Genomic DNA, 26,367 nt, shown 5'->3' with positions numbered 1-26,367 from the left:
GGGTAATATCACTGCAAAACGGTATCGGGTACGAATAACCGAGAGAAAAACTCTGGGTTTAGCAAACTCGCCTCATCGCCTGCGCCCTTCATGCTCAACACGACAGCTGCACCTTGTTTGTTGCTCACCTCAACCGTATCTCGCCCACTTTGTTGTTGGTAACGCTCAACCAAGCGCATGGGAGACCAGACGCCCTCCAGTGTATGCGTCATTTTTTGGTTGCTCAGGTCAGTTAACACCAGCTCTAGTGATTGCTCTGTAAAATCTGTCGGCCAGCTAAACTGAGTTTCAACCAAAGGACCATGGGTATAGGTTAGTTTTCGCTCACCAACACGCAATGTAAATTCACTCAAGGCTGCAGACATCGACTTTGGCGCAATCACTATATTCAGCTTAAGGTTGCCATCTTGGCCATAAAGTTCTCGCTGAAGCTTGCCGTAAGTGGATAAAAATGTTGTGACTTCAGGTGATAGTGAAAGCGCAGCCTGACGACCAAATACCGGAAATTGTAGCGTGCCATCAACAGAAACAAACTGCCCTAAGATCTGCTCCTCAAAATTACTGATTGAACTATTGGGCGCAAAAAATGCGGCCAGTGCGCTGAGTTTAAGGTCTTCGCCAGATTTATTAAATGGGTAGTAAACAGCAACATTTTTACGGTAAGGCGCTACCACGTCTTGCTGCCACTTTTCTTGTAAGTACTCTGATGTTTTGCGCTTTACATGCGTTGCAGTTTCACGCAATACCAAATCTACCAGCTCCGCCATTAAAGGCTCATCGTAACGGGTTAACCACAGCCCTGAAAAGGCCTTGAAGTTATTAGGGTCTTGTAGCTGTTGAAAATAGCTTAGCCCGGGGATCACAGTGCTATCCGCCTGTGTTTTCCAATCCTTCAGCGCTTTTAACTGTGCCACAAACGCTTGATACTGCTTTGATAAACTTTCAGCGCTTTGCACTAGGATTGGACTATCAGAGAATGCTTGACGGATTTTACCCGCAATTTCGTTAAACTCTTTTGCCCGCTCGATTTCCAATAACTGTTGCTTATTTAAGCTCTGATTAGCTTTATCAATTAGTTGCTGCGCTTTTTGTGCTTTGGCTGCGACCTTCTTCGGGGCATTAACGGCAATTGCATCAGCCTTTTCAAAACTCGGCACTTCCACTTGCGGCAGATAGATATAGGCTCGAAGTGTAGTATATAGCTGCAACAGAGGTGATTGCTCACTTTCGGTTAACTCAGAAAGCAATACCTCTAGCGACAGTTCTGGAGCAAGGTGGATCCCCGAGTAGTACTGTCTCCAAAAGCTGATATAGTCATTAATATAGCTAAACTTTATATAGTTACCGATGCGAGTTAGTTCTCGCTTGGATGGCGGGGTTTGAAATAACCCATGATTGTCTTGCACTAGCTTCTGCATAAACGCCGACTCCGGCAAAAACGATAGCTGTTGCAGTGCTTTAGGCGTAAACAACTCGGGAACCAAAAACTGTGTTTTAGCTCGAGTGATCCCAAATAAACTCACATGATCGCTATGTTTGGCGAGTAGTGTTGGTCTGATATCAATCAGCTTTGCAAATTCAGGAAGCTGCTTAACGTACTCATACATCAATTGGTTTGTATCTTGCAGCGCTAATTGGTTATCAACTAAAGCCAACAGCTCTTCATTGATATCTATTTTGTTATAACCGAGGAAATACAGATCATCAACGAGACTTGATACTACTTGAACTTGAGACTCATCAAGTAAAGCGCTCTGGGTGAGTGATTCCGCCAAATGTTTTTTAACCAACCTTTTATTTTCACCTAATGCAAACGACTGATAGATATCCTTTACATTGATGACATTGAGATAGTCTTCAAGCTCCAAGTAAACAAACAACTCCTGCTCAAGATATTTGCTGATTGTGGGCTCTAACGTGGTAGCTAGTTGTTGCTGGTATAGCGAACGATAATGCTCTTCACGGTCAATAGAGGCAAGAATTGGTAGCGCGTACCAAGGTTGGCTTTCCTTTTCCTCGGTAAATTGACTATAACCAGACTGCAGCAATGCCAATGGTTCAATCAATGAACTTAGCTCATCAAAGCTGATGGCACTTTTATTCAAAATATACTTATAATCTTGATGTAACTTGCTAAATTCTTGGTGTAATGACTGGTTATAGACGTAAGCCTGCCAGCCTACCCAAGCTGCTCCAGCGAGTAGACCTGCACCTGTGCAAAGCATTAAAAACTGTCTAACGCTATGGCGCCAAATCTTCCACCTATTTACAGGTGCTAAGTGTGCCAACGGCAAAACCTGATTTGTGAATGTCTTGGTGATCTCTGCTTTAGGTTTTAGCGTGGTTTCAGCAACAACGGGCAAAAGGGATTGATTCACTTCAATTAACGTATGTGCCGTTGCAAGGTTTACCCGCTGCTCCGCATTTTCAGACTCAACTAAGTGGAAGCTCTCAATTTTATACGGCAGTACCTGACCATTAAAGTCGGCCAGCTCGTCGATAAAGTGCGCAACGGCAAGCTTTAAATATTGCAGCTGCATCGGTCCCAGCAGCTGTTTACGCTTGAACTCATCATCCAGCTGCAGCGAGACTTGTTGTAGATTATTGGCAAATAGCTTCTTAAACAGTAAGTCGTATGCTTCACTGAGCGCGTGAGAGGATTGTAATCCCTGCTCAGAGAAGTAAATGGACAGATCAGCAAGCTCGACCCGCTCATTCAAGCTTTCTGCTATTCCATCTAACTTGTTAATTCCACATAGAAATAAGTGTGCGGGAACGGGATAACCGCTGCGCAGATAAATAGATTCGAGCCGCGCTTTAAAGTCTGCAATAAACTCTTGCTTAGCCTTTTGCGAACGCTGGATAACACTAAATGCGTCGCTTAATAACAGTACCCCGTTCAACGGCTGTTTTGCGCGAATAAAGCTCAGCCAAGCTAAGAAGTGCTGCTGATCTTCAACCTTTGCTTTTACATGCCAAATCAACGCCCCTTGAACGTGATAAACCGCTATATTTGGTGGCATACCATTGAGTTTAACGCGATTAAATTGCGCGAAGGAGTCACTGGTATTGCCCTCTGAAATCACCAAATACCATGCGGTTTTATAAACATTGCTGCTCAGTTTCAGTTTTTTTGCGATGCGCTTGTATAGGGTAGAGTATTGCTTAAAGAAGTTTCTTCTTTGATATTTGCCGATAACAAAACGGTTGATACTAGGCACATACACCACCAGCACACCAACCAGAGCCAGCAGTCCGCTCAGCCAATACCAATGTGTTGCTAACGCTAGCGAAAAAGTAAGTACTAAAAGTAGTACAGCCAATAAGACGAAGGATGCACCGATCCATAGGCGAACTAACGGAGTCTTCACTGATACTCCTTGATATAAGGTGAAATGTTACAGCTTTGCACAAAAAACTGACTAACCGCTTTGGCCTGCGTAAAACCTGTTGCAATAAAACCTACAAACTGGCTATCGCCCACTTCCTCAATAACGAGTGGATAGCGGCTATTATCACATTTTTGTTTAAGACTTTGTGCACGTGCCATATTGTTAAAAGCACCAATTTGCACCAAGTACAATGTCATAGGTTCTTCGGTGATAACCGGGGCAACTGCGGGCGCTTTAGGTTGCTCAATTGTCTGTGGTTGCGCAGTTGGTTTCGCTGTTTCTAATGCATGCATTTGCTCACTTTCGTAAAATCTTGCATTTTCAATAAACATTTTCTTCGGTTGCAACTGCTGGATATGCTGAAAAGTATCTCCCGCCATTTCTTTGTACTCTTGGTTTTGGCGCTCATAAATCTCACCGAAATACTGGTTATAAATAAATAAACCCACCACTAAAAGCACCGTAAACGCTAACCAAAAACTCAATGGTGAAATACCAGTAAATAGCCCTAGGTTACGAGATGACTTTCTGGGAGCCGTTGTTGTATTCGTATCAAGCTTCAACTTGAATGCCCCAAGCTCAGTTAATGCAAAACTGATCTCGGCGGTTAACTTTTTCAACTCAGTCACATGACCTGTGTGATATTTCCCTTTAAAGCCAAGCTGTAGAATGAGATAGCAAATCTTTAATAACGCTAAGTGCTTCTTAGGAAACTCCATCAATTGAAATACTAAGCTAAAAAAGGTGTCTCCACTGTTGCGAATACCAAATAATTGACTCACTAAGGTCTTGTTTTGCCACTGTGTCGTATCCAACTGACAACCATAGCTTATCCTTTCGTCAAAGAATGCCGCCCAAATAAAGCACAACTTATCCAGTAGCGCTGGTGATATAGCTCGCTCCCGACCTCGTTGTTTAATGCTCTTGAGCTCGGTAATGAGGTTAGCTCTGAAATTTTCCAGCGCGGCGATATCTTCCAATGAAGAAACGGACTCAACCATCGCAAGAAGCGGCAGGCTTAGTTGTAATAACGCCTCTTCCTGCCAACTAAATTCCGTTAGCAAGTCCTTTAGCGCTGCATTTTTCTCATCAACAAGTGAGAATTGGTTAACCGTATAACTGGCTGCACTCATAGTTAGCTAATCAAAAATAATTTAACGTCATCGACATGAATTCGGGCATCAATGTGCAACGCCAGCATTTCTTTGTTATCTACCATTTTCACCCACAGTGGATCTTCTAAATCAATTTGAAAATATTCCGTCGACCCTTGCTCTTTTAGCTCTGGCGGAGCGTAAGGTAATGCACTCACTCGCACACCAGGTGTGGCGTTTTTAATACAATTGATGATGCTCTTGTTACCCGCAAGCTTAAACCCTGTTGTAAATAGTTCTTTGGCGAGGCTTTGCGGACTAGTCACCGCAATAACCATACGTTTAGTCTGGCTGATATCGTGTTGCTTCACCTTTACCAATAACATTCTTCTGCTATCGAAAAGCGACTTATCCCAAGTGTATTCAATGACATTTTGCTGTTGGGTGATCGACAGCTTGTCTTTGATCCGCGCCAATACACCATGAAATTTTTCATATAAACTTTCGAACGTAAGCGGTGTCCACGGAGAGCGCACCTCAAAATCGATACTCAATAGCGCCGCCTCAAACTGTTTTAGCTCAAAGTAGAAACGGCCTAATTTATAATGTTGTGTTCGTTGGGTTGCCTCGAGCCAAGGTAGCCAGTGATAGATCACGGTAAGCAACTGCTGCTCTTTGTACCATGCGCTGTTGCTTTGTGTATCAACGACGGATTGTAATCGTGTGAGCAGCTGATTCACTTTGGCATTTGCCAAAGTGTCGAGCTCTCGCACGCGCTCTAACAAAATATCAGCCGCCCCAATGCTGAGGCAGTCTGGGATAAAAGCGCGGTCGATGATCACTGCCCCATTGCCATCCACCTCCAGCACTTTACCAACCGCTAATTTGACAAAACCATCTAGGTTTTCTTGCTCTAGTTTCAACGCCACATTTAAGCGTGCAGTTTCAATTTCAAGTTCAGCAGCTTGGTTATTGGTAAAGTCAAAAACGCGATTAAACTGGGTTTTATAGCGAGAGCTCGAAGCCCCGTTATCAAAGCTGTTGTTTCCAGCAAGATTGGCTGGCACAACCAGATAGACCATTTGATCTATCGTGCCTTCAGGAATGTGCAGCGCGACCTCTTGATCTAACTTGAAGTACTGACCATCGGGCAGAATGCCTTCACACGCTACCACAGAAAACTGACCCAGTTTTAGTAACCCTTCATTGATACTCAGCTGAGCAAGACCACAATGCGGTGCAAATTCACTGGTTGTCAGCGCACTATATTGCTGTGTGACGTTTTCAAGGTGTGATTCCATCTGCTGAAAATGCTGAGGATATAAAAAGGTACCTTCTCGCCAAACAATTTTATTACTCAAAACTATGCTCCCCAACCAAACAAACTATCCATCCAGCTCTGCTGTGGCATTACCGAGAACTTTATTGTCGTTCCTTGGAGCCCAAGCCAAATTACTGTACTTTCAGAAACGTCCTCAGGCACTTCCACGACGGCCTTTGTCGTCCCTTTCTGATAGTCACTAAATTCTACCAATACCGCCAAATACCTTACTCCAGGAAGCAATTTAATCGTCTTTTGCTCTTTTGTATTCGGCATCACTGGGTACAACCGCTGCTTCTCTATCAATTGCTCAGCCAATATTTGCGTATCCGATTGAAATAGCTCGATGAATTCACTTTGTGAAAATCGGTCTGATTTGGTGAGCTGATATAACCGGATAGCAACAGGATTGGCACCTTCATTGGCCCAATTGAGCTTTTCGTTGGTCTCCAGCTGCAACTGTATCGGTAACGAAAAACGCTGGAGCGGATCGGCACTTGAGCAGCCAACCGCTAAGCATATCAATAATGAGACTAAGATTACTTTTGCATACATTCGATTAATAGCGCTTTAAACTGACGCTTAAAGTGTCCTTCGTTCATTTTTCTTGTGTAGTAATTTTTATACGCCGCCCAGTGCTTACCGCTCCACCTTGATGGTGAGCCAACCATGTCTTCAATCAGCTGAGGATCGAATTCTTTTAGAAATTCATCCATCACCTGATCTAACATCAACAACATCTGCTTTTGTTGCTGCCAAGGGCTACGCGACGCCTCTAATAACTTATCCAGTTTCTGCTCAATAGCAGCCTGATTTAATGTACTTTGCGTATCATGAGCGCCGATATCTGTTGCTTTATACTCTATAAATTCTTCTTGCTCAGAACGCGTTTTTTGCGTGTTTATTTGGTCAAGTTCAGTCTCTAAATCGGCAAAAATATTACTCGCATCAAACTCAACTTCATCAATCACATCAAAAAAAGTCTCTTCTTGCTTTTCAGCAGCCAAAACAGGCTCGCCGATTTCCGACTGCATGGAAAGCAATAGGGTGTAGCCAAAAAGTACAATGATATCACCATCAGAAAGCACGGAGGATGAGTGTGTGATCTGTGGCCGACCATTTAAACTTACCCCCTCAACTTCTGTATATAACCGCAGTTGATTGGCATCTTTATCTTGTTCGATGCGAGCATATACATCATGTTGCTGCGTTTCTTGCTCAGCATGCGGCAAAATCAAATCACATTCAATTGACGCTCCGAGCACCACGCCGGATTGAGAAACCGTCGCCATTCTCGACAACAATCGAACATCTTCAGGGCACTCAGTGACTTGCAACATCGCAGCATTCATCTATAACTTCCTATCATCGGCAACAATACAGTTCGAGGCAGCAGTATTAAACGCCTCTAGAAAGGTTGGACGCTTCTTTAAAAAGGCTTTTGAAAACAATATACCTAACTCTATGGTGCCATATTCACGTCGAGAAAAGTTGGTGTTTTGTAGCTTGAACTTAGCCAATTCATGTTCAAACTCATGTTCATCTATTAAAATAGCATCGACTTCATGGCCTAATAACAACTTTAAAAGTGCACTACCACTGCGTGGCTTCATTTGCACGTTATAACCTTTACGCTTGATATCAAACCACTCGTCAGAGCCAAATTCAGCGGCGACTCTATATTTTTTATATAACGGATTGTCATCACTGATATTCATTTCAGCACCAGAGAAATACCAGTACAAGTGTTTTCTCGCCATCGGAATAGACAGCGTTCCATAACGCATTCGAGCATCACTTTGAGCTACGGCAAAAATGGCATCGAGTTTACCAGTACGCAACTTGAGCTCTGCTTCTACCCAACTATCAAACTCAGCGCGATACGGGGCTTCCATCCGACTAAAAGCGCACTGAACTTGCCTGATAACACTCCCCTTCACGAGTTCATTTTCAACATAGTGATAGGGGTAAGCATCATGCGTCGCCAGCTGTACGACCTCTTTGCCTGTCGTATGCATGGTAAATAATGTAAGGCCTAACATAAGGCCTCGTATTAATCTGGTTTTTAGCATCATTTCATCAATTTATAGCTAACTCAAAGCCCGAGGCATCCGCTGAACCTGAGATCACCACTTCACGGATAGGTTCGCCTAAGCTGATCCGCTCGATACAGCTTTCAGCCAATTGCGGCATCAGGTTTCGATTGATTATTTGCTCAATGGCACGACCACCTATAGTTGGTTCATTTCCTTTGGCAACCACATAATCCACAAAGGCTTGATCATAATTTAATGTTGCCCCATAGGTTTCTTGTAGTTTTTGCGCAACACGTTTTAGCGATATCCCCGTGATCTCAGCTAACTCCGCAGTATTTAAAGGATAATATGGGATGATATTACAACGACCTAAAAAGGCTGGCTTGAAAAAGCTCTGTAGCGCAGGTCGTACGTTGTCCACTAACTCTACTAAATCAGGGCGAGACTCACTGACATTACAAAAATCGACAATTTCACTGTCAGCAGCGTTAGAGGTCATGATGATCAAAGTATTTTTAAAATCGATATTACGACCTTCACTATCTTGAATACAGCCCTTATCAAAAATTTGATAGAAAATATCATGGACGCTTGGGTGCGCTTTCTCCATTTCGTCGAGTAACAGTACACAATAAGGGTTACGACGAATCGCTTCAGTTAGCACACCACCTTTACCATAACCAACATAACCTGCTGGCGATCCAAGTAACATAGATACCTTATGCGCTTCTTTAAACTCGGTCATATTGATGACCGTCATGTCTTGCTCGCCACCAAAAAGCTGATCCGCAAGTGCAAGCGCAGTTTCTGACTTACCTACACCACTTGGGCCACACATCAAAAATACGCCAACTGGCTTACGTTTATCAGTCAGACCGGCACGCGAAACCCGAATACTCTTAGACAACTCATGTAGCGCATGCTTTTGACCAATAATACGCTGATGTAAAGCTGTTTCTAATGTCAGTAGTTTCGCCACTTCATCTTTAACTAAATTACCAATCGGGATGCCAGTCCAAGCGCCAATTACCTCCGCAATAGTTTGCTCATCGACAATGGCATGAACCATAGGCTGTTCGCCTTGCAACGACTTGAGTTCAGCCAATTTCGCCGTGAAATCTCCCGCTTGCTCACCCGCTTGGATTTGTGCCAGTTCAGATACAAGCGCTTTTTCTTTTTCCCATTGCGTATTCAATGTAACCAGTTGCGCTTCTAGTTCAGTCTTTTTCTGTTCTTTTGCGGCTATGGCTGTAGCTTGGTTCGCCAACATGTCGTTTTCTTTTGTCAGCGATGTTAGCTCTTTGTCCAAGTAGCGAATTCCCTGCTCTGTTGCTTCGATACTCGCAGGCTTTGCGTTTTGCGTTAAGGCAATACGAGCACACGATGTGTCTAGCACACTGATGGCTTTATCTGGGAGCTTTCGACTAGGTAAATAACGAATAGACAGATCAACGGCAGCTTGTAGCGCCGCCTCTGTGATAAACACATTGTGGTGACTCTTTAGCGACTCTGCGACACCACGCAGCATTTGCAACGCATCTTCTGCGTTCGGCTCGTCGACTTTGACCACTTGGAAACGGCGTGTCAGTGCAGGGTCTTTTTCAAAGTATTTTTTATACTCTTCCCAAGTCGTTGCCGCGATGGTTCTAAACTCGCCTCGCGCTAGTGCCGGTTTTAACAAATTAGCGGCATCGTTTTGTCCTTCCGCACCACCTGCGCCAATCAAAGTATGCGCCTCATCAATAAAAACAATAATGGGCACTTCTGAGGTTTTTACTTCGTTAATTACATCTTTTAAGCGATTTTCAAACTCCCCTTTAACGCTCGCACCCGCTTGCAGTAAACCAAGATCCAGTGAATGAATTTGCACACCAGACAAAACCGGAGGTACTTCATCCGCTGCAATTTTTTGCGCTAACCCTTCCACCACGGCGGTCTTACCCACCCCAGGTTCGCCAACAAAAATAGGGTTGTTTTGTCGTTTTCTACACAAGATATCAATGGCTTGCCTAACTTCATCTGCACGCCCAGAGACAATATCTAGCTCACCTGCCTGAGCCGCCTGAGTAAGATTAACGGTATATTTTTCTAACGCCCCCGTTACCACACTCTGCGGTGCACTTGTCGCGCCCTTTGCTGGTGTTTTAGCCGAAATAGATAGCGTTTTAATATGCTCTTTTAAGCTCTCAACAGAGACATTCTTAAGTGCAGTAAACTCTTTTTGCTTAAACGACAATGGATCGGGCTGCAATATGCAAAGTAACAGATGTAGCCCCGCAACGGCACTGTGAGAAAATTCAACCGACGCAACCAACCACGCAGACTTCACTAAGTCTATCAACTCAGGGCTGATGGTAGGCTGTCCTGAATGACTCGGTGCCAACTGACCTAGTTTTTGCTCTAGCTCTTGCACAAACTGTGCAATATTAACCTGTTGCGACTCAAGAAACTGTTGCAACTTAGGATCACGTCCTTTCAGTAACGAAATGAACCAATGCTCAATTTCAATGGCGCCAGCTTGGCTGTTCATGGCATCTGCAGCGGCATACTCCAGCGCATTTTTTAAGTTACTGTCTAAATAAGAAATTAGTTTTGAAATAGATACTTGAGACATACTTATCCCTAACTCTACAGAGCCCTTACCGTTCGTTTCTGGTCGTCATTGCGCCTTGCTAAGTTGGCGTTTACCCCAAGCACAATGCCCTTATAATTATTCGTGAGTACCAAAGTAGAAGGTACTGTTCCGATGTATTCAGCTTCAACTTCCACCGCCACCTCGTGATTGACGTAGTGGCAGCAAAGTGACTTGATGGCACTTAACAACGCCACCTGTTCTGCTTCCTGCTTCTCTAACTTTGAAAAAACCATCGCATCATCAAAGCTAACCGTTACCGTTAAGGTTCTACCTAACTGGGCAAATTGTTTACCCAGCACAGCCCCTCTACCAAGCTGACAAGCGCTTAAACGACTTCTTGCGGCTGGGGGAATTTCTTTCACCTCGATGTCACTCATCGCTAACCGAATAGGATGGGGGAAATAATGCTTAAGCAAGCGCTGAAGATTACTCAAAGAGTAATGCTCAGCCCTCGTAATCAAAGTCGCCGGGATCATCGATAGTGTTTCGTAGTTTTCGGTTAGCGAGCTGAAGTAACTTTGCAATAATTGACGCTGTTGCTGCTCTGTTGTCGTGGCCTCGGCACGAAACACCTTAGATGCAAATGCTTTGAGTTCTAAAGATTGATGAACAAAAGTGTTGTCGAAAATGGCCAAAAACCTGAGGTACGCGCGATTATTACGTAAGTAAGCCTCTTTCAACCAATCCAGGATGAAATGAGGTAACCCGCCTCGCTCACCAAATAACGTTGCCTCATTGCTATCGACCACAAAGTGCTGATCAGCCAGTTCTTGGTAGTCGATTTTTCGCTTACCATACGTGTCTGAAAACAAGTGCTGTTTAAAGCTGATTTTTTTTGCCCCAGCGACTCTCAGTAAGCGCGTAAAATGAAGTACCGACGATACTTTGCTAAATAAGCGTTTCGTTAACTGCATACGCGCGCTCCTAACTGTGCTTCAAAGCGCTTTGCTGGCCAGTTGTAACTGGTGTACTCCACGGTTAGCTGACTGCAGCGATCAAATGGTGTTTGCGCCGCTAAAAAGTCATTGAGTAGCTCAGCAAACAACGAAAAATCCGCGTTTAACTCTGAGTTATCTAACGTCAATGTCAGCGACATCCCCGGGACAAAGATCATGCGATTTTCAACCAAAAACGGGGCATTCATTTTTTTTGCCGTAACATCATAAATTGAATTGAGCTCTTGATGTGTGGCATTAGCATTAACAAACAATTTTAAGAAGCCAATCAAGGTAGCCTTCGCGTCTTGTGCCTGTAACAGCTGAGATAAATTAAAGGACATCAGCTTGAGCAAACTCCAATAATTTTTCTCGTCCGTCACCATGCTACTGGGTTGAATCGTCACGCCACCGACTTCAAACTCCCCAGCTAGCGCTTCTTCTGTATTTACTACGATTTGATTACCAACATGGATTTTGTTGGCTAACTGCGCATCGTAACAGCTGATCTCTGCAAATGCGGTGAACCCATTGGGGTAAGCCTTGGTCGCCTTATTGATTGGCAACACCAAGTGCTTCACCTCATCCAAAGAAGTGGCCTTATCTGCTGCTTCAATATGGCCTAACTTGTTGCTCTGTGACCAATATAGTTGCGATTGAAAATCAACAGTTTGCGTGCCGACCACAGGTGGAATTTCCTTTTGACCGGCCGAAGTTACGACGTAAACCTTATCGATTGAATAAATCTGAATATGACGCTGACTGGCGTCTGCAATAACAGGATACGATAGCTCTTGATAGTTGACTCTCACCGGTTCCGAAGATTGATGAAATAAGTTACTAAAGAGTGTCTTATTTATTTTGACCGAGAGGTTTTTCTCTTCAAGTAACACTGCGCCCAACTCATTTAAATAAAAGTCGATGTAAACACTTTTGCCATGCGCGACATTTATCTTATGAGGGTTTTTCAAGATGAAAAACTGCCGTTTAGCAGGGATTGAGAAATACTCTTTGAGCTTAAAATAAACCGGAATTTCATTGCTTTTGATTGGTGAGATAAGAAAATCATTATCCGCGAGCAAAGGGTGAAAATTGTGTTCACCGATATCATAGGCAAACTCATCATCCGCCACGCTAATAGCCACTTTCTTCACCGCTTGGTTGATAATGTCGGCAACGTTTCGGCCTATCGACTCATTACTAAAATGCAGCTGGATTGGTTGCGTCAGCGCCTGCTGAACATCAACATCACCACTTAGCGGTGATAGTTCGACGCGCAGACAATAAGGTGCCTCTTTGCTATCAAAGTTTTCAGGGATAGCATGTTGAAACGGCGTTTGCTCCAACTTAAAACGAGAAACGGTCATCGGCGTAAAGGTGACGGGCAGAGAATTACACAACTTCACGGTTGTGTTGTCATCGCCTTTATTAATGACATCAAGCTCAACCTCTACCTGTTTATCCAAAAACACAGGCTTATTAAAGTCATCCGCATTAGGTTGAAAATGCGCTTGCACCACCATAGGCAGTGATTTGAATAAATTTGGGGAGACAATATCAGCAAACTCTTCCACATGACGTGTACGTAGGGCATCTATTTCCATCGCATTTTTCGCTGCCACCCATGCGAAACTGTCGATGAGGCGGGTTACGTTCGGGTCTTCTTGCCCCTTGTCATTGAGGTTAATATGCTCAGCTTCTCTACGAAAACGCTTACGGAACCCCTCAAGGCCATAACGAATGCTCGCTAATTCATCTTCAAAGTGCTTTAACATGCGGCTAATCATATTGGCTCTCGTTTTCTATCAACACAGTGAGGCGGGTTAAGTCGATGTCCGTATCAAACTGCAATAACTCTTCTTTTCCCTCAAACGACAACATCGCGGAAACCTCGAAACGCATCGTATTAGTGATATGCTTTTCTTCATCTTGCGCTAAATAATTGACCTCAACACTGTGTAACCTTGGCTCAAATTGGCTAATTTTATTTTTGATCCGCATCGCTATTTGCTCACCGCTATTGAGCCGACTAAATAGCGCGATATCTTCGAGGCCAAAGCAGATACTCGATTGGTTCACCAGCTCACTCTCATTGTCGTGTAAAAATGCCGCTTCGGTTTTTAAAATAAGGCCAATATTGTGGTGGATGGACTGCACCACTTCGTTACCTTGATCGACCGATACGTCTTCTCTATCCATGTAAAACGCACTAAAAAAGCTCATCGTTCCACCGCCGTTGATAAACTTACTGTACTTGCCACTCTGTCGAATTGATATTGCGGCACAAGGTCAACATGACAGCCATAACGTTTAAATTCGCCGGGCTCTTCAACAACGCTGACTTTCGCAGATTTGAGTGGCATTTTCGCTAGCGTCATTTCATCAGAAACAATTGAGTTCGAGCAGTATTGTTCAAGCCAATGGGTAAGCCTATTTTCACAATCATGCGCTTCCATTGACGAACCAATCATCTCCCTAAGTTGTACTTTGAGATAATGTGCTATTCGGCTGACCATCAATGTGGTTTGGAGCAGGTAGCGATTTTCGGTGTCATTTTCCACTTTGATTGAGCTATTCGATTGAAAAAAGTATCTTTCATTTAAAGGGTTATGAAAAATAGGGATCAAACCAAGCTGAGAAATAAAGGCAGCATTACTCGCTGAGATACGAGTTTTAAAAACCACCGGCAGGTCATCTTTCTTTGCGCCATAGTAGCTAATAGCACTGCCACCAGAGCCGTCTAGCTTGCGAGATTTCAAAAAGCCAAACCAGCGCACGCGATTGAACTCAATCATCACGTTTTTCAAAAAGGTTGTGGCTGTGTTTCCCCAGCGAAAATTGTCATCGGCTTCTTCGTCGAACACAAACCCCGCAGGATGAAATCGGTAAATACGGCGATAACCTATTTTATTGAAAACGAGACCAATAAAGTGACTATTGTCTTTAGCCCGCAAGCGATGCCAGCTCTCAAAATCGTGCGCCGCCAACACCCGCTTGATCTTCGCGGTATCACATAAAAAAGACTCTCCTATCGCCCCGAGGAAAGCTTCATCAGCATCCAAGACGATAGGACAGAGGCTTTTCTCTCCCAATTCAGCAAGTAACTCTAACGTGTAAATATCGTCAAATTCATTGGCATAATCGATATCAAGGCTAATGTTGTGATCTATCACAACCAATCCATAAGGCTCTCCCCCCATCGTATTGAACTCTCGATTCGCAATGAGGTTGTATAATTTAGCCTGTTTGACTGATGGAGAAATATTGAGATCTTGGGAAATTTCTGACCAAGCAATATTTAAGATTTTTACTCGGACGGTTTTATAGTTGACCGGTAAATTAACTAATTCATGTAATGCCCGCCAGCGCGCCTCTAATGCCGTAAATTTGCGATGGGCCATAACCAAAGACAACTGCTCACTGATCAAACGGTCAATATCAGCAATTAGGTGCTTTACCAGCGCAACATTGTTTGAATGGTGTTCAGTCCTAGACATGAGGAATAGTGTTCCAGCGATCAGTCGGTTAATACGCAGAAGTGAAACGAGGTATCGCATACCTCGCTTCACTGAGTGTTTTTAACGCTTGAATTAGGCGTTGTAAACTTAGCCCGGTAGGCTTGCAACCATACGCACAGAAGTTGTTAGTTCTTCCATTTGTAGCCAAGGACGTAAATGCGCAACTGCCGAGTAAGCACCAGGACGGCCTGGTTGCTCAATCACTGAGATTTGTGCTTCAGCAAGTGGGGTTTTTGCACGCTCTGCATTACCCATCGCACCTGAGTTTGTGTACATTGCAATCCACTCACTCATTTCCTTCTGGATATCAGCCGCTTCCATATTAGAACCAATATTGTCACGACCCATTACTTTGAGATAATGCGCAATGCGACTACTCGCCATGATATACGGCAAACGCGCTGAGATTGCAGCATTCGCTGTCGCATCCGGATCGGTATACTCTTTAGGTTTTTGCGTTGTTTGTCCGCCTAAGAACACGGCATAATCGGTGTTCTTATAGTGAACTAACGGAAGGAAACCTAAATCACTCAGTTCTTTCTCGCGCTCATCCGTTAAGTTAACTTCAGTCGGACACTGCTGCGTGATATCACCAGAATCAGTTAGATAAGTTAGGTTAGGCAAAGCTTCTACTTTACCGCCATTGTCCATACCACGGATCGCAGTACACCAACCGTATGCTTCAAAAGCTTGGTTCATTTTCAGCGCCATTTCATACGCAGCATTAGACCAAACGATCTCGTCATTGCTCGCTGGTTTTGGATTGCCTGCGGTATCTGTCGCTAGCTCTTCAAACTCAAATGATTTGATTTTTTTGCCTTTACCACCGTACGGTAAACGCGCCATCGTGCGAGGCATAGTTAATGCCACATAACGTGCATCATCGCTTTCTCTAAATGAGTTCCAAGACGCATAGCTTGGCGAGTCAAATGCCGGCGCGATTGGCTTTCCTTCACTAAATGTTGAGAAGCTACTTAATTCGAACATTTCAGGCGCTGCTGCTGCGATAAATGGTGCATGACTGGCTGCAGCCACTTCACCCATGTAACGCAAAAGCGCAACGTCTTCATCTTTTTGAGAAAACTCGTAATCACCTAAAATTAGGCCGTAAGGTTCACCGCCTGCAGTGCCATATTCATGCTGATATAGCGTATTGAATAGCGGACTGCGGTCGACTGCCGGTGCGTCTTCAAACTGCTCAAGTAACTCATCTTTTGTGATATTGAGTAACTTCACCTTTTGAGATGTACCCAGTGCACTGTTGCGGATAAGTTTTTGCAAACCTAACCACGAACCTTCTAACTCTTGAAAGCTATCTTGTTGCATAATTGCTGAAAGCTGTTGGGACATTTTCTTATCAATTTCAGCCACCGCATTCGCGATGGTATCTGTTAAGTTTTTATCCCAAGTCACTGTGCCTGACATCGCTTCTTTGGTTAAAGAAGTAAGTAGCTCTTTGGTTCTGTCTGGCGCAGTTTGACTTGTCGCACTGATTGCACGGTCTAAAAACGAACCGCTTTCACCAGCTGCACCACCATCTTGCTGTAATTCTTCAGACATTATTCCTCTCCTTTAACGCCAAGTTCATCAGACAGCGCGCTCAAAGAGTCTGCGCTTTGTAGAATGTCTTTTAGTAACTTTTCAAAGTCACGAGAGCGATCTGCTTTGCTCAGCAATTCATTCAGCTGATTACGCGTTTCAAGTAGCTTTTTCAAAGGCTCAATACGTTGAACCAACGCATCGGGCTCAAAGTCTTTCATTGAGTCAAAGTCTAAATTAACTTCAAACTGACTGTCATCAGCTTCAATCACATTGTCGACTTTTAATGTCAATGAAGGTTGGATACGGCCCAGTACGTCATCAAAGTTGTCTTGATCTACTTGAATAAATTCACGATCTTCAACTTCTTTTGGGTCTTCTCTGTCTCCAGAGAAATTACCGAGTACCGCTGATACAAACGGCAGCTCTTTTTTCTCAGTTGCGCCATTAGTTTCAACATCGTAGGTAATACTTACGCGGTTTTTACTAACGCGCTTATGTTGCGAATTAAGTGCCATAGTGATTTACCTTACTTAAGATCTGCAGCAGAAGTAAGCTGGTTAGTCGTTGCATCATATTTAACAGATGCTGCTTTCTCTAGCTTACCGCCCTCATCCTCAACGAAGAAGATTTGCTCAATTTTAGTATAAGTAAGCGAGAATGACTCAGATGGCTGACCACCATCACTGCCAGAGATACTAAAGTTCGCCATACGTGCTTCTTCTAGAGAAATAACGTAGTAAGGTACAATTCCTTTACCATCACGAGATGGCTTAGTCATTACTAGCTCAACGGTTTTACCGTCTGCACCTGGCTGGAATAAATAGGTAAGTAGGTACGGTGTTGCACCGTCATAGCTCTTTGAGATACTGATCTCGCCAAGTGCTACCATACCGTTATCTTGGTTGTTTGCATTACCAATATCTACAGAAACGCCACGCATAGCGCCCCAAGATAGGCTATCTACCGCAAACCAACCTTTTTTGCTGTTTAAATCGGCAACTGTTGCAGCCCCTTTGATGCTGTCATTGCCGTCGATTCTCATGAAAATTGACGCCATTTGTATTCTCCATAGCTATGTTATTTTTCCCTACAAAGTGTAGGCATAAATTTAATCTTTATTAATTACCAGAGTGGCCCTGACGAGGAACTATCTTTGGTTACAGGCTTAACTTCTGGTACTGGCTCTGCGTCTGTTTGAATCGGTTGCGCAACTTCAGGCACTACCGTTTCTACAACCGCGGGGTTCGGACTAGATACTGCTACACTCTCTTCCGACAACAACTCGCCTAAGTCATTGTCAACGCCTGTTAACTTGCTTATCTCGGCAAGCGCAGGTGAATCTTTTGCAATCAATTCTCCCATCAAATCGGAGAATGACATGTTGCCCCAACGTATGGCTCTGGCGAGCAAATAGGGAATGGGGCTATGCGGCTCCGTCTTCTTAAAGAAAACCGCAATTTTATTTAAGTCTTCCAGTGCATGCTCACGGGTATACGCCGCTTTGGCAATCACAGGCTGGGTGATGGTCGCTTCTGCGACAGCTGCACTTACCGTGGCTTGTGGTTGTGGCGCGGGCTCTTTACTTGCTTCAACAACCACTTGATTCTCTTCCTTCTGTACCAAAACTTCAGTTGCTTCTTGTTGTTTTACAACATCGGGAAAGAAGTGCTGGTACATCAGCTTAATTTGCTTTATCGCATCGCGAACAAAACGAAAACCGAGCAATGCAAGTCCGTGCTTATTGCGGTATCCGTTAACGAATAAATCAATCTCTTTAAGCTTGTTTTCAATCTCACTCAAGATATCAAAGCGTGAGACCAGCTCTGTTTTTCTGGATTGTAAAACCGCGGAAAACTCAGCTTTTTTGGCTTCGAGACTACCGTCTTTCTGAGCCGAAACATAATCACTGAAGGTGTAGTCATCAATAAACGGATAGCGCATTAGTGGCACATTTAACAGCCCTGAACTTGGGCTATCGCCCGTCAATTGCTCAAGCGGTTTGGTTTGATTATCACAGTGTTTTTGCGCAGCTTCAGCGTCATCAAGTTTCGCTACTTTTTTTTCAGGTAGTTTAGGATGAATTGACTCACCGAGCTGTTTTAGCGCAAACAAAAAGTCGTCTAACCCTGCATTAAATAAGGATAGATCTTCTTTTTTGTATGCTAGCGAGGATAACCACCACACAAAGACTTCAATATCTCGTGAGTCATTTTTTAACGTATCACCAGTCGACTGTTGCAGTTGATACCAATCCTCGGCGTTTTGGCGCTGAAGTTCTTGGTCTTGCGCTGACGATGGTGTTTCTAGCAGCTTACGTAGGCTAGATTGCGCAATATTGAGTAAATTACGTAGTTCCCGAAACTTTGTTCGCTCTTCTTTAAGGAATATACCGGCATCAAGCTCAGCATTTGGAGAAAAAAGTAACATAGGCGGCTAATTTAAACCCTATACGCATTATTATTTATTCTTCATTCCATTGTGGAGCAGAATGATCCAAAGTCAAGATATTAATACCTTGTTAAATTATAGGGTTAGATCAAAAAACCGTTAATCCACACAGGAAAAACCGTTATTTTTGCTACAAGCACCAAAGTGAACAGCCCTAAATAACGAGAAAATATCAAGAAACTATGGACAAAAAATGAATTTAGTCAGAGTTTTGGCCATTTTTCAAAAAAATTAAAAAACACTTTAATTATAGTTTTTTAACTTTGATTCAACTTTTACATTCCACTATAGTTGCGCCAAGTTGGCGTCATACAAAGAGGTTTAAATGAAAGACAATTTCATCAGGGATGGCATTAGAGGCAACTTAGTTGTTAAAGACTTTGTGCCTGCCACAAAAATCGGCAAGTTTGATCTCAAAGTAGAACCACACAAAAAGAAAATCACCGTAATTGTTAAAATCTTTTATCGATTTATCGACAACACCGAAGATCAACTCTCGTGGTCAATGCATGAAAAAAATGAGTTTAAACGTAATGCAAGACGCGTAATTTTAGAAAAGTGGAAAAACAATTATAAGATCCGCTGTACCAAGCAGAACTGGGAAGAATTTGTGATGGACATTAACTTTGTCATTGCAGAGGTGAACAACTCAGCGTACTGTCGTTATGTCGTAGAAGTAAAAAAGCTTGCGCGGTATAAGTCTAGCGGCGGCATCAATCATGGCGTGGTTCCACATGTCTGCGATGTCAACAATTTTGCCAATGAAATTGACATCACCAAAAACCAAGAGCGGATCTTCAATTACAAAGAGGGTTTGCTGCGCTCAGGATTGAGGGGGTTGCTACCTGCGGGCGATGGCGACTATATTACTTTTTCATCGGATCAACGTATTCTAACCAGCGACATGAAGAGCTACTTAGACCGTTTTTTAACGATTGTAAGAGCACGCAGAACGCCCGATGTACTTGGTATTAAAGCTTATATTATTGGTCTCAAAGGTAAAAATGACAGCACCTTTACGTACAATTTAGAATCACGCCGAGCAAACTCTGTCGCTAATTACATTAACCAGCGCATTGTCGGCGACAACTTTGCTATTGTTGCCGACACATCACAGCAATGGGCCAAAGACGCGGTAGCCTTCTTAAAAACTCGCACTCGTAACCACACAGTTTCCGGCCAAGATGGGGGTGTACTTATTGTTATTCGCACACCCCATAATGTTGATCGCACCGTACCGCATAAATATATCGTGATGACTCATGAGTTTGGACACATGCTAGGACTGCCTGACGAATATTTTGGTGTACACAGCAACTCCACCATGGCAAAGCTAAGGCTAGATAACGTTTGGCCAAGCACAATACGCTCACAAAGGGTAGCGACAGGGAACAAACGCCTCAGAGAGATGCAAGACGGCTTTACACAAATGGCCACACAAGCCAATGTGTCTTTACCTAACTTGATTTTAAAGACCACCATAGTCAAACGGCCTGAGGCTGAACAAACGTATCAAGAAATACAAGACAAAAATGACCAAATCACTCGACGTAAGCAACAGTTAAAAGATACCTTTGGTCAAAATAGTTGGGCCTATAAGAAGTATAAAGACTCACATCCCAGACTTTATGCGCCCCCAAGCACAGAAGCAATTTCTAACAGCATCATGCACAGTGGCAGCGATATTCAAAAAGTGCATTTTGTGACGATTTGGTCGGCCCTGTGCAAAGCAACTGAAACGCACCTTGATGTCACTGATTGGGAGATTGTCCCTGCAGAATAAGGAAATATCAATCCTGAAGTTTGAACAAGAAAGAGGTAAGCAACTAGAACATATGCTAATTCCAATATGGGGCTTAACGGCTGTTGCTATTTAGATGTTGTGTTTGCTCACGGCAATTGAATTGCAGCTGAGTACCTAAAGCAATGGAAGGTGCGCACACTTTCCATTGCAAATAGCAAAGCTTAGAAGCTTAGCATTTTTTTAACATGACAAACTTGAGGTATTACATTTTTTTGCACCTCAAATTGTACTCTGTCGCCTTCAGAGATTGTCGCTGCGATGTTCGTTACTCTTTCAAGAATAGTAGGATCGCTGTAGCTTACAGCACCATTCATTACACAGCGGAACTTACGTCCATTAGAGTCTTGAGCATTTACAGTTAAATGGTTTTCGCTCACATTCATAGAGAAAGTGCCTGCTTGGCTGTGGTTTAACACAACTTCAGCAGTTTGGATGACCACGCTACCATAATCTACTTCTGTGATTTTTACTTCAGCAGCAGAAGCCGAACCAGCAGATACACCTAGCGCTAAAACTGTCGCACCCAAAACTTTGTTTAATACTTTCATTGTATATTAGTCCTTTATACATTTATTAAATTGAAAAGCCCTTGAAATTTAAGGCATTGCAAAACTAGCACATAACAATTTTAAATAAAACAAAACAAGTTAAAATAATTTTTAACATGTATACACAATAAGTTTAAAACTTGAATTTATATGCCCCTCGTTGAGGATAAAATCGTTTCAATATGCTCTCTATCTTCTCTACCAAAAAATCATGTGAGCAATATTTAGTGAACAATAAGACAAGCTAAATCATTGAATACAAATGACTTGCTAAGCGATAATAACCGTGTCGTACAAATTAAAAGGAAACATTTATGACCATTAGGGGTATCGCTGATATACAAACTTACTTTGCGCAAGGTAATTTTGAGTACTTAAAAGACCATCATGCGAGTCATTGGTTTGGTTGCGACAATTTTGAAGAACACCATGAAATGATAATACGCCTAAGAGCCGAAGGGGTAATAACCGATAGTGATATTTATCTAAACTTTATAAACATACAGGATGCACCAGAGTTAGATGAACAGCCTAACGGTGGCAAACTAGGCAAAGTATTTACGCTGCTAAATCAATTTCCGCGTGATGGCAGCCTCGTCATTGAAAACAGCGAACATATTTGGCGTTTAGCCAACGACTATTCTCTACCATTAATCGCTGCATTTATAGAGTCTGGCGTTCAGCTAGATCACAACGCCTTATTAGCCACAACCTTTGCAGGCGAACACGATACTGAATTTAAGTTGTTTACTCTGCTGATTTCACAATTCCCTGACTTTTCACAACAAGCACTCAGTGCTACTTGCGCAACTGTGCTGTGTTGCCTTCAACATAACCCTGAAGAAACCCAATACATAGCAGTGATCCAAACTCTTCTTGAGCGCGGTGCCAACCTCAACACATGCTTCAACAACGACACTAATTGGTCATCTTGGCACACCGATTATCGCAGCCTGTTTGGTGCTTTTTTACAATGTAATCCAGCGCTTTTATTAGCCTTACCAGAGATCGCTAAAGACTATATTCCCACCCCAGAACTCCTTAGCGCGATCGATTGGAACTTCTTAGTCTGTGAAGGGGAGTTTGAACAAGCACATGCAGACACTATTACCGCATTAATAGCCCGCGGCGCTGTATTTCCCGTTGCCGATATAATCGAAGCACTAGAAGAAAACGGCTACCACCGATATGTGGCTGAGCTGAATGCTTATGAGAAATAATCAATAGGTGAGTGAGAACTCACCATTAGTTTAATAGAAGCGAATAAATAACAGTGGGTGTCTGTGTAAGTAACATGTGTAAGTAACAAGGCTGTTAAAACAACCTTGTTGGATGAGTATTACTTGACAGCAGCAGCGCGTCCATATAAATCAGTGTTGTTTTTTCACTTTCAGTTCGCTCAACCCTGCTTGGAAAGTCTCGTTATCAGGGTTGAAGTGTAAACCTAACTGATAAAACGTTATCGCTTCTTGTTTTCGCCCTTCGTCTCGGGCATGGGTAGCAAGCCTTTCAAACGTCGCTGCTCGCGTTAATAGCGTATTCGGGTATGCTGCGACCCAGCTTTTATATGCATTTAAGCCTACTTTATATCCGCCGTTCCTAGCATGCAAAAAAGGAGGTTGGATGTCCTTGGTAATACGTGTGAGCGCAGTTGCAGGTTGGTCAGCATCTTTGTGAAAAAATGCGATATTGCCTTTGTATAAGCCAATCTCGGCACTAACAAACTGATCTATTCGATAACGGCCATTCTCTGTTGGTAAGAGCTCGTATGGCATTCTAGTACCAAATGAGTTATCTAAAAGTAACCTTCCATTTTTTACAAAGACGGTTACTGTTTCATTAAACGGCGAAAAAAAGCCTCTATTGATATTGTAATAATGCCCCACCATATCCGAATGCTGAGATTTATTTGACGCAATTTTAGCGCCATTGATTTCTCGTCCCCAGTTGCGCTCACTAATTATGGAGCTAATTACGGATTCAATAACAGGGATACGGCTTTTGTGTGCTCCGTTGCCAAAAATGATAATTGCTTGCCCTCCCTCCATCGTCGCCATCACTTGTCCGCCAAACCCCGATCCGTAGCCTGAATGAGAAAACCACTCGAGGTTTCCGTCAGCCATATACCTCATCCAACCCAATCCCCATCCACCGGCCTTTTTTAGTGTCTGAATTTTAGTTGTTTCTCTTGCAACTTTTGATGAAATTACTGTTCCAGACTCGTGCCGTAACGCACGTTGAAAATCAATTATCAGTTTTGCCATATCTGTCGGAGTCGTCCACATCCCCGCAGCAGCCACTTGCGGATAGATAGGAAGCCCTGTCCCACCGGCAAGTGTACCGTCAAAATTGTGCGCTTTTGCGACATTCTTTGGGAAATTTGGACTACCGTATTGCTGCAAGGTGCTATTGGTCATTCCAATTGGCTCAAAAATCATATCCTGCGCTATCTGAGCTATGGGTTGCCCTACCACATCCTCAATAACCATCTGCGCAATAACAAAACCGCCTCCGCTATAGCTAAAGCGGCTTCCAGGAGGGGATTGAACAGTAATAGGGTCCGCAGGTTTCTTTAATTTTTTACCGTTTAAACTTTCAACCAGAGTAGGTATATCATCTCCCGTAAAATAAGCAGAATATCCGCTCTGATTCACCCCACCGCTATGACTGAGCAAGTGGCGTAACGTAACGGGTTGTTCGGTTGTATATTTGTTTTCAGGGAGTTTCCACCTCCGCAGATAATTGTTTACAGGCACATCTAAATTCAGTCTGTTTTGTTCCGATAATTGAGTTGCAATAATGGCAGTTATCACTTTAGAAATAGAAGCTGCGCCAAAAGCGGTATGCTGATTTATGTCCGCTTCAGCACCATATTCCTTTTTCCCATACGAACCAATAAATGCCACTTCGTAATTCTCCACTACCGCAACACTTAGCCCGGGCAAATTGTGCTGCTTGAGTAATGCTTCGAAGTCCACGTTCGCGAAATTAACAGGTTGCTTTGCTGATGCCGCAACTGAAAACAAAGCAAACAATAAAAATAAACACCTTAAAAGCTTCATAAAACTGCTTTTCCTCTTAATAAATGTGCAGACCGCAGTGGTTGTGCTGTCATGTGTCTGAAAGTTATATAGAATGTGCGTTTGAATATATCTACGAAATTCCTTTTTGCTCGCTTTTTTATGCTAACGGTCGGTTTTTTTATGCTAACGGTAGGGTTTTTTCAGGGTGTCACCTGTCTTTTTTCCAGACATGCTTCAATTTGTGCTGGCCACGTTTTACGCTTTTGTGTGCTGATAAGTCTCTTTTATTCAATAATGGTAAACGCCACCTCAACCTCTCCCGTTCATATCTCATCAGTATCTGTTTGTCGGGATGTATCTAAAAATACACAGGGAAGGCTGACAAAAGTCGAAAACTGTAGGTCGGTGTCAATCAATCAGGTCAACCCAAAGCAATCATTAGTTTGGATACAAGTTCATTTCGATGTGGCAAACGCAGGGCAACCTAGGGAGCGCCCTCTTGGACTGGTTTTGTCAGCCGAAGCATCTACGACGGTTTATCTTAATGGAGTAAAGATCGGCCGCAATGGCTCGCCAGCTGAGGAAGCAAAAAATGAAGTTGCCGGCCGCATAGATAAAAGCTTCTATTTACCCGACAACCTCCTTATAAAACAAGACAATACTTTAGTCATCGAGTTATCTTCACATAACAGGCTATTACAGATTGATCCGCCTATACAAAGGTTGCTTATCACCGATTATCAAACACCCAAGGACTACCTTACAAACCACTACCTACCCGTGTTTATCCCGCTTGGTATTTTAATTATCGGTTTTATCTATTCATCTGTATTAGCCTTGCAAAGTAATAACACCAAGCAAAATCTATTCATCCCTATTGCATCGCTTTTCGCAGTTATCCAATTAATTGCTGAAGTATCACGCGGATTGTTTGATTATAGTTATCCATACAATGGGATCAGGATGCTAACTATTCTTTGCTCAAGCTTAATAGTTTCATTCTTTTTATTGAGTTATGTATGTAAACGCTTTTTAACAAAAAGGAGAAAAACAGCCTTAACCGTTGCTTGTGTAACAACCCTCATATTTGTCTTGTTACTGGATCATTTTGAATCAAAAACGCTTGTATCAGTACTGCTGCCTATGGGAATAGGCACATTAATTACCGGGTATGCTGCGATAAAGAAAGCCCGCAACGCGCTGCCACATAGCGTTGCACTGTTTGCGTTTGTTCTATTGACTGCTAGTAGCCCAAACCAGTTTTTAGATATTTATTACTACTATTGCATCGCTTTGCTTTTCGTCTTCTTTTTTGCTCAACATGCTATTGATTATAAGAAAGAGCAGGAAAAAAAGCGGTTTGAGCAAAATCGGGCAGATCGATTACAGCGCATATTGGACGAACAGAAAGAACGGGAACAACCAACTAAAATAAAAATCAGCCATGCTGGAAAAACAGACTTTATATCTTGCGAAGAAATTTGTTTTTGTAAGGGGGCAAGAGATTATGTTGAGCTGGTTATAAATAATAGGGGAAGTGTATTGCACCACAACAGCTTGTCTGAACTCGAAAGTACACTTCCTGCCACTTTTTTACGGGTTCATCGCTCGTACATAGTGAATTCTCAGTTCATAACATCATTATCCAGAAGCGCATCAGGAACCGGCATTTTACATTTATCGACTGGTGACGAAGTCCCAGTTAGTCGCAGGATCATGCCCAAAGTTCGCGACGCATTAGGTTAGACGGCTATCCAAATTAGACACTATTAGGCAAAAAAGCCGTTGCAATTAGTGTGTGACTTAGGAATATAGCTTCATCTAAGTCACAAAAAAATGTAGGAGATGAATAAAGTTTTATACTAATTGCTACTATCAAGTCCGAATCAAGCTACAACTGAGTATTAAAGTCTCATACTCGTTGTAACTCACTTCTGGACAGAAATCATTTTCGTTTTTCGATTAAGCCAATGCAAATCGTATTAGGTTGGTGTTTGGATGGTGCAGCTTTGATGACAAATAATTATGGGTGTCTTTATAACCCCTTTTATAACACCCCTGGCTTAACCAA

20 protein-coding genes are annotated in these 26,367 nt (G+C 43.0%); 3 read left to right on the top strand and 17 right to left on the bottom strand.

The features are described from left to right. Positions 1–8: 8 nt before the first annotated feature. The 15 genes from DRB05_RS12605 to DRB05_RS12535 form a co-directional block, all read right to left on the bottom strand. Positions 9–3,371, bottom strand: a complete 3,363-nt coding sequence (locus DRB05_RS12605) for a type VI secretion protein IcmF/TssM N-terminal domain-containing protein (RefSeq protein ID WP_128727257.1) — start codon at positions 3,369–3,371, stop codon at positions 9–11. Beyond that, a complete protein-coding gene (locus DRB05_RS12600; RefSeq protein WP_128727256.1) occupies positions 3,368–4,525 on the bottom strand; it encodes a DotU family type IV/VI secretion system protein in 1,158 nt (385 codons plus the stop codon). The genes DRB05_RS12605 and DRB05_RS12600 overlap by 4 nt, the downstream gene beginning before the upstream one ends. Positions 4,526–4,527: 2 nt before the next feature. After that, positions 4,528–5,847 carry a type VI secretion system baseplate subunit TssK gene (gene tssK, locus DRB05_RS12595; RefSeq protein WP_128727255.1) on the bottom strand — a complete coding sequence of 440 codons (1,320 nt, stop codon included), beginning with the start codon at positions 5,845–5,847 and terminating at the stop codon, positions 4,528–4,530. Between the two features lie 2 nt (positions 5,848–5,849). Beyond that, positions 5,850–6,362, bottom strand: a complete 513-nt coding sequence (gene tssJ / locus DRB05_RS12590) for a type VI secretion system lipoprotein TssJ (RefSeq protein WP_045989250.1) — start codon at positions 6,360–6,362, stop codon at positions 5,850–5,852. Then, positions 6,347–7,159, bottom strand: a complete 813-nt coding sequence (locus DRB05_RS12585; RefSeq protein ID WP_128727254.1) for a hypothetical protein — start codon at positions 7,157–7,159, stop codon at positions 6,347–6,349. The genes tssJ and DRB05_RS12585 overlap by 16 nt, the downstream gene beginning before the upstream one ends. Continuing rightward, positions 7,160–7,849, bottom strand: coding sequence for a transporter substrate-binding domain-containing protein (locus DRB05_RS12580; protein WP_235956595.1), 690 nt, complete (start codon positions 7,847–7,849; stop codon positions 7,160–7,162). Between the two features lie 37 nt (positions 7,850–7,886). Continuing rightward, complete coding sequence (gene tssH / locus DRB05_RS12575; protein WP_128727253.1) at positions 7,887–10,457, bottom strand: type VI secretion system ATPase TssH; 2,571 nt, start codon at positions 10,455–10,457, stop codon at positions 7,887–7,889. 14 nt (positions 10,458–10,471) lie between these two features. After that, positions 10,472–11,392, bottom strand: coding sequence for a type VI secretion system baseplate subunit TssG (locus DRB05_RS12570; protein WP_128727252.1), 921 nt, complete (start codon positions 11,390–11,392; stop codon positions 10,472–10,474). Further along, positions 11,383–13,200 carry a type VI secretion system baseplate subunit TssF gene (locus DRB05_RS12565; RefSeq protein ID WP_128727251.1) on the bottom strand — a complete coding sequence of 606 codons (1,818 nt, stop codon included), beginning with the start codon at positions 13,198–13,200 and terminating at the stop codon, positions 11,383–11,385. Before DRB05_RS12565 ends, DRB05_RS12570 begins: the two co-directional genes overlap by 10 nt. Beyond that, a complete protein-coding gene (tssE, locus tag DRB05_RS12560; protein WP_128727250.1) occupies positions 13,193–13,636 on the bottom strand; it encodes a type VI secretion system baseplate subunit TssE in 444 nt (147 codons plus the stop codon). Before tssE ends, DRB05_RS12565 begins: the two co-directional genes overlap by 8 nt. After that, positions 13,633–14,910 carry a type VI secretion system contractile sheath large subunit gene (locus tag DRB05_RS12555; protein WP_128727249.1) on the bottom strand — a complete coding sequence of 426 codons (1,278 nt, stop codon included), beginning with the start codon at positions 14,908–14,910 and terminating at the stop codon, positions 13,633–13,635. Before DRB05_RS12555 ends, tssE begins: the two co-directional genes overlap by 4 nt. Positions 14,911–15,018: 108 nt before the next feature. Continuing rightward, positions 15,019–16,491: a type VI secretion system contractile sheath large subunit gene (tssC, locus tag DRB05_RS12550; protein WP_128727248.1), complete on the bottom strand. Its 1,473-nt coding sequence runs from the start codon at positions 16,489–16,491 to the stop codon at positions 15,019–15,021. Beyond that, a complete protein-coding gene (gene tssB / locus DRB05_RS12545; protein ID WP_045989242.1) occupies positions 16,491–16,988 on the bottom strand; it encodes a type VI secretion system contractile sheath small subunit in 498 nt (165 codons plus the stop codon). The genes tssC and tssB overlap by 1 nt, the downstream gene beginning before the upstream one ends. A gap of 11 nt (positions 16,989–16,999) precedes the next feature. Continuing rightward, positions 17,000–17,530 (bottom strand): type VI secretion system tube protein Hcp, encoded by a 531-nt coding sequence (locus DRB05_RS12540; RefSeq protein WP_045989241.1) that lies wholly within the window; start codon positions 17,528–17,530, stop codon positions 17,000–17,002. A 65-nt stretch (positions 17,531–17,595) separates the two neighbouring features. After that, positions 17,596–18,900, bottom strand: a complete 1,305-nt coding sequence (locus tag DRB05_RS12535) for a type VI secretion system ImpA family N-terminal domain-containing protein (RefSeq protein ID WP_128727247.1) — start codon at positions 18,898–18,900, stop codon at positions 17,596–17,598. A gap of 346 nt (positions 18,901–19,246) precedes the next feature. On the opposite strand from DRB05_RS12535, the gene DRB05_RS12530 reads away from it, so the two are divergent. Further along, a complete protein-coding gene (locus DRB05_RS12530) occupies positions 19,247–20,704 on the top strand; it encodes a hypothetical protein (protein WP_128727246.1) in 1,458 nt (485 codons plus the stop codon). Between the two features lie 182 nt (positions 20,705–20,886). On the opposite strand, the gene DRB05_RS12525 is transcribed toward DRB05_RS12530, so the two are convergent. After that, the gene (locus DRB05_RS12525; protein ID WP_128727245.1) at positions 20,887–21,273 is read right to left on the bottom strand and encodes a hypothetical protein; all 387 of its coding nucleotides are present in this window, start codon (positions 21,271–21,273) and stop codon (positions 20,887–20,889) included. A gap of 314 nt (positions 21,274–21,587) precedes the next feature. Here DRB05_RS12525 and DRB05_RS12520 point away from each other — a divergent pair, with 314 nt between their 5' ends. After that, positions 21,588–22,493 (top strand): hypothetical protein, encoded by a 906-nt coding sequence (locus DRB05_RS12520; RefSeq protein ID WP_128727244.1) that lies wholly within the window; start codon positions 21,588–21,590, stop codon positions 22,491–22,493. Positions 22,494–22,643: 150 nt separating this feature from the next. Here DRB05_RS12520 and DRB05_RS12515 read toward each other — a convergent pair whose 3' ends face one another. Next, positions 22,644–24,308 carry a serine hydrolase domain-containing protein gene (locus DRB05_RS12515; RefSeq protein WP_161568688.1) on the bottom strand — a complete coding sequence of 555 codons (1,665 nt, stop codon included), beginning with the start codon at positions 24,306–24,308 and terminating at the stop codon, positions 22,644–22,646. 108 nt (positions 24,309–24,416) lie between these two features. Between DRB05_RS12515 and DRB05_RS12510 the strand changes: the two genes are divergently transcribed. Continuing rightward, the gene (locus tag DRB05_RS12510) at positions 24,417–26,042 is read left to right on the top strand and encodes a LytTR family DNA-binding domain-containing protein (RefSeq protein WP_128727242.1); all 1,626 of its coding nucleotides are present in this window, start codon (positions 24,417–24,419) and stop codon (positions 26,040–26,042) included. Positions 26,043–26,367: the final 325 nt, after the last annotated feature.

The sequence above is a fragment of the Pseudoalteromonas sp. A757 genome (assembly GCF_004103285.1).
Classification (GTDB): Bacteria; Pseudomonadota; Gammaproteobacteria; order Enterobacterales; family Alteromonadaceae; genus Pseudoalteromonas; species Pseudoalteromonas galatheae.
The sequence above is the reverse complement of the archived record's forward strand: the minus strand, read 5'-3'. Positions and strand labels throughout refer to the sequence as shown.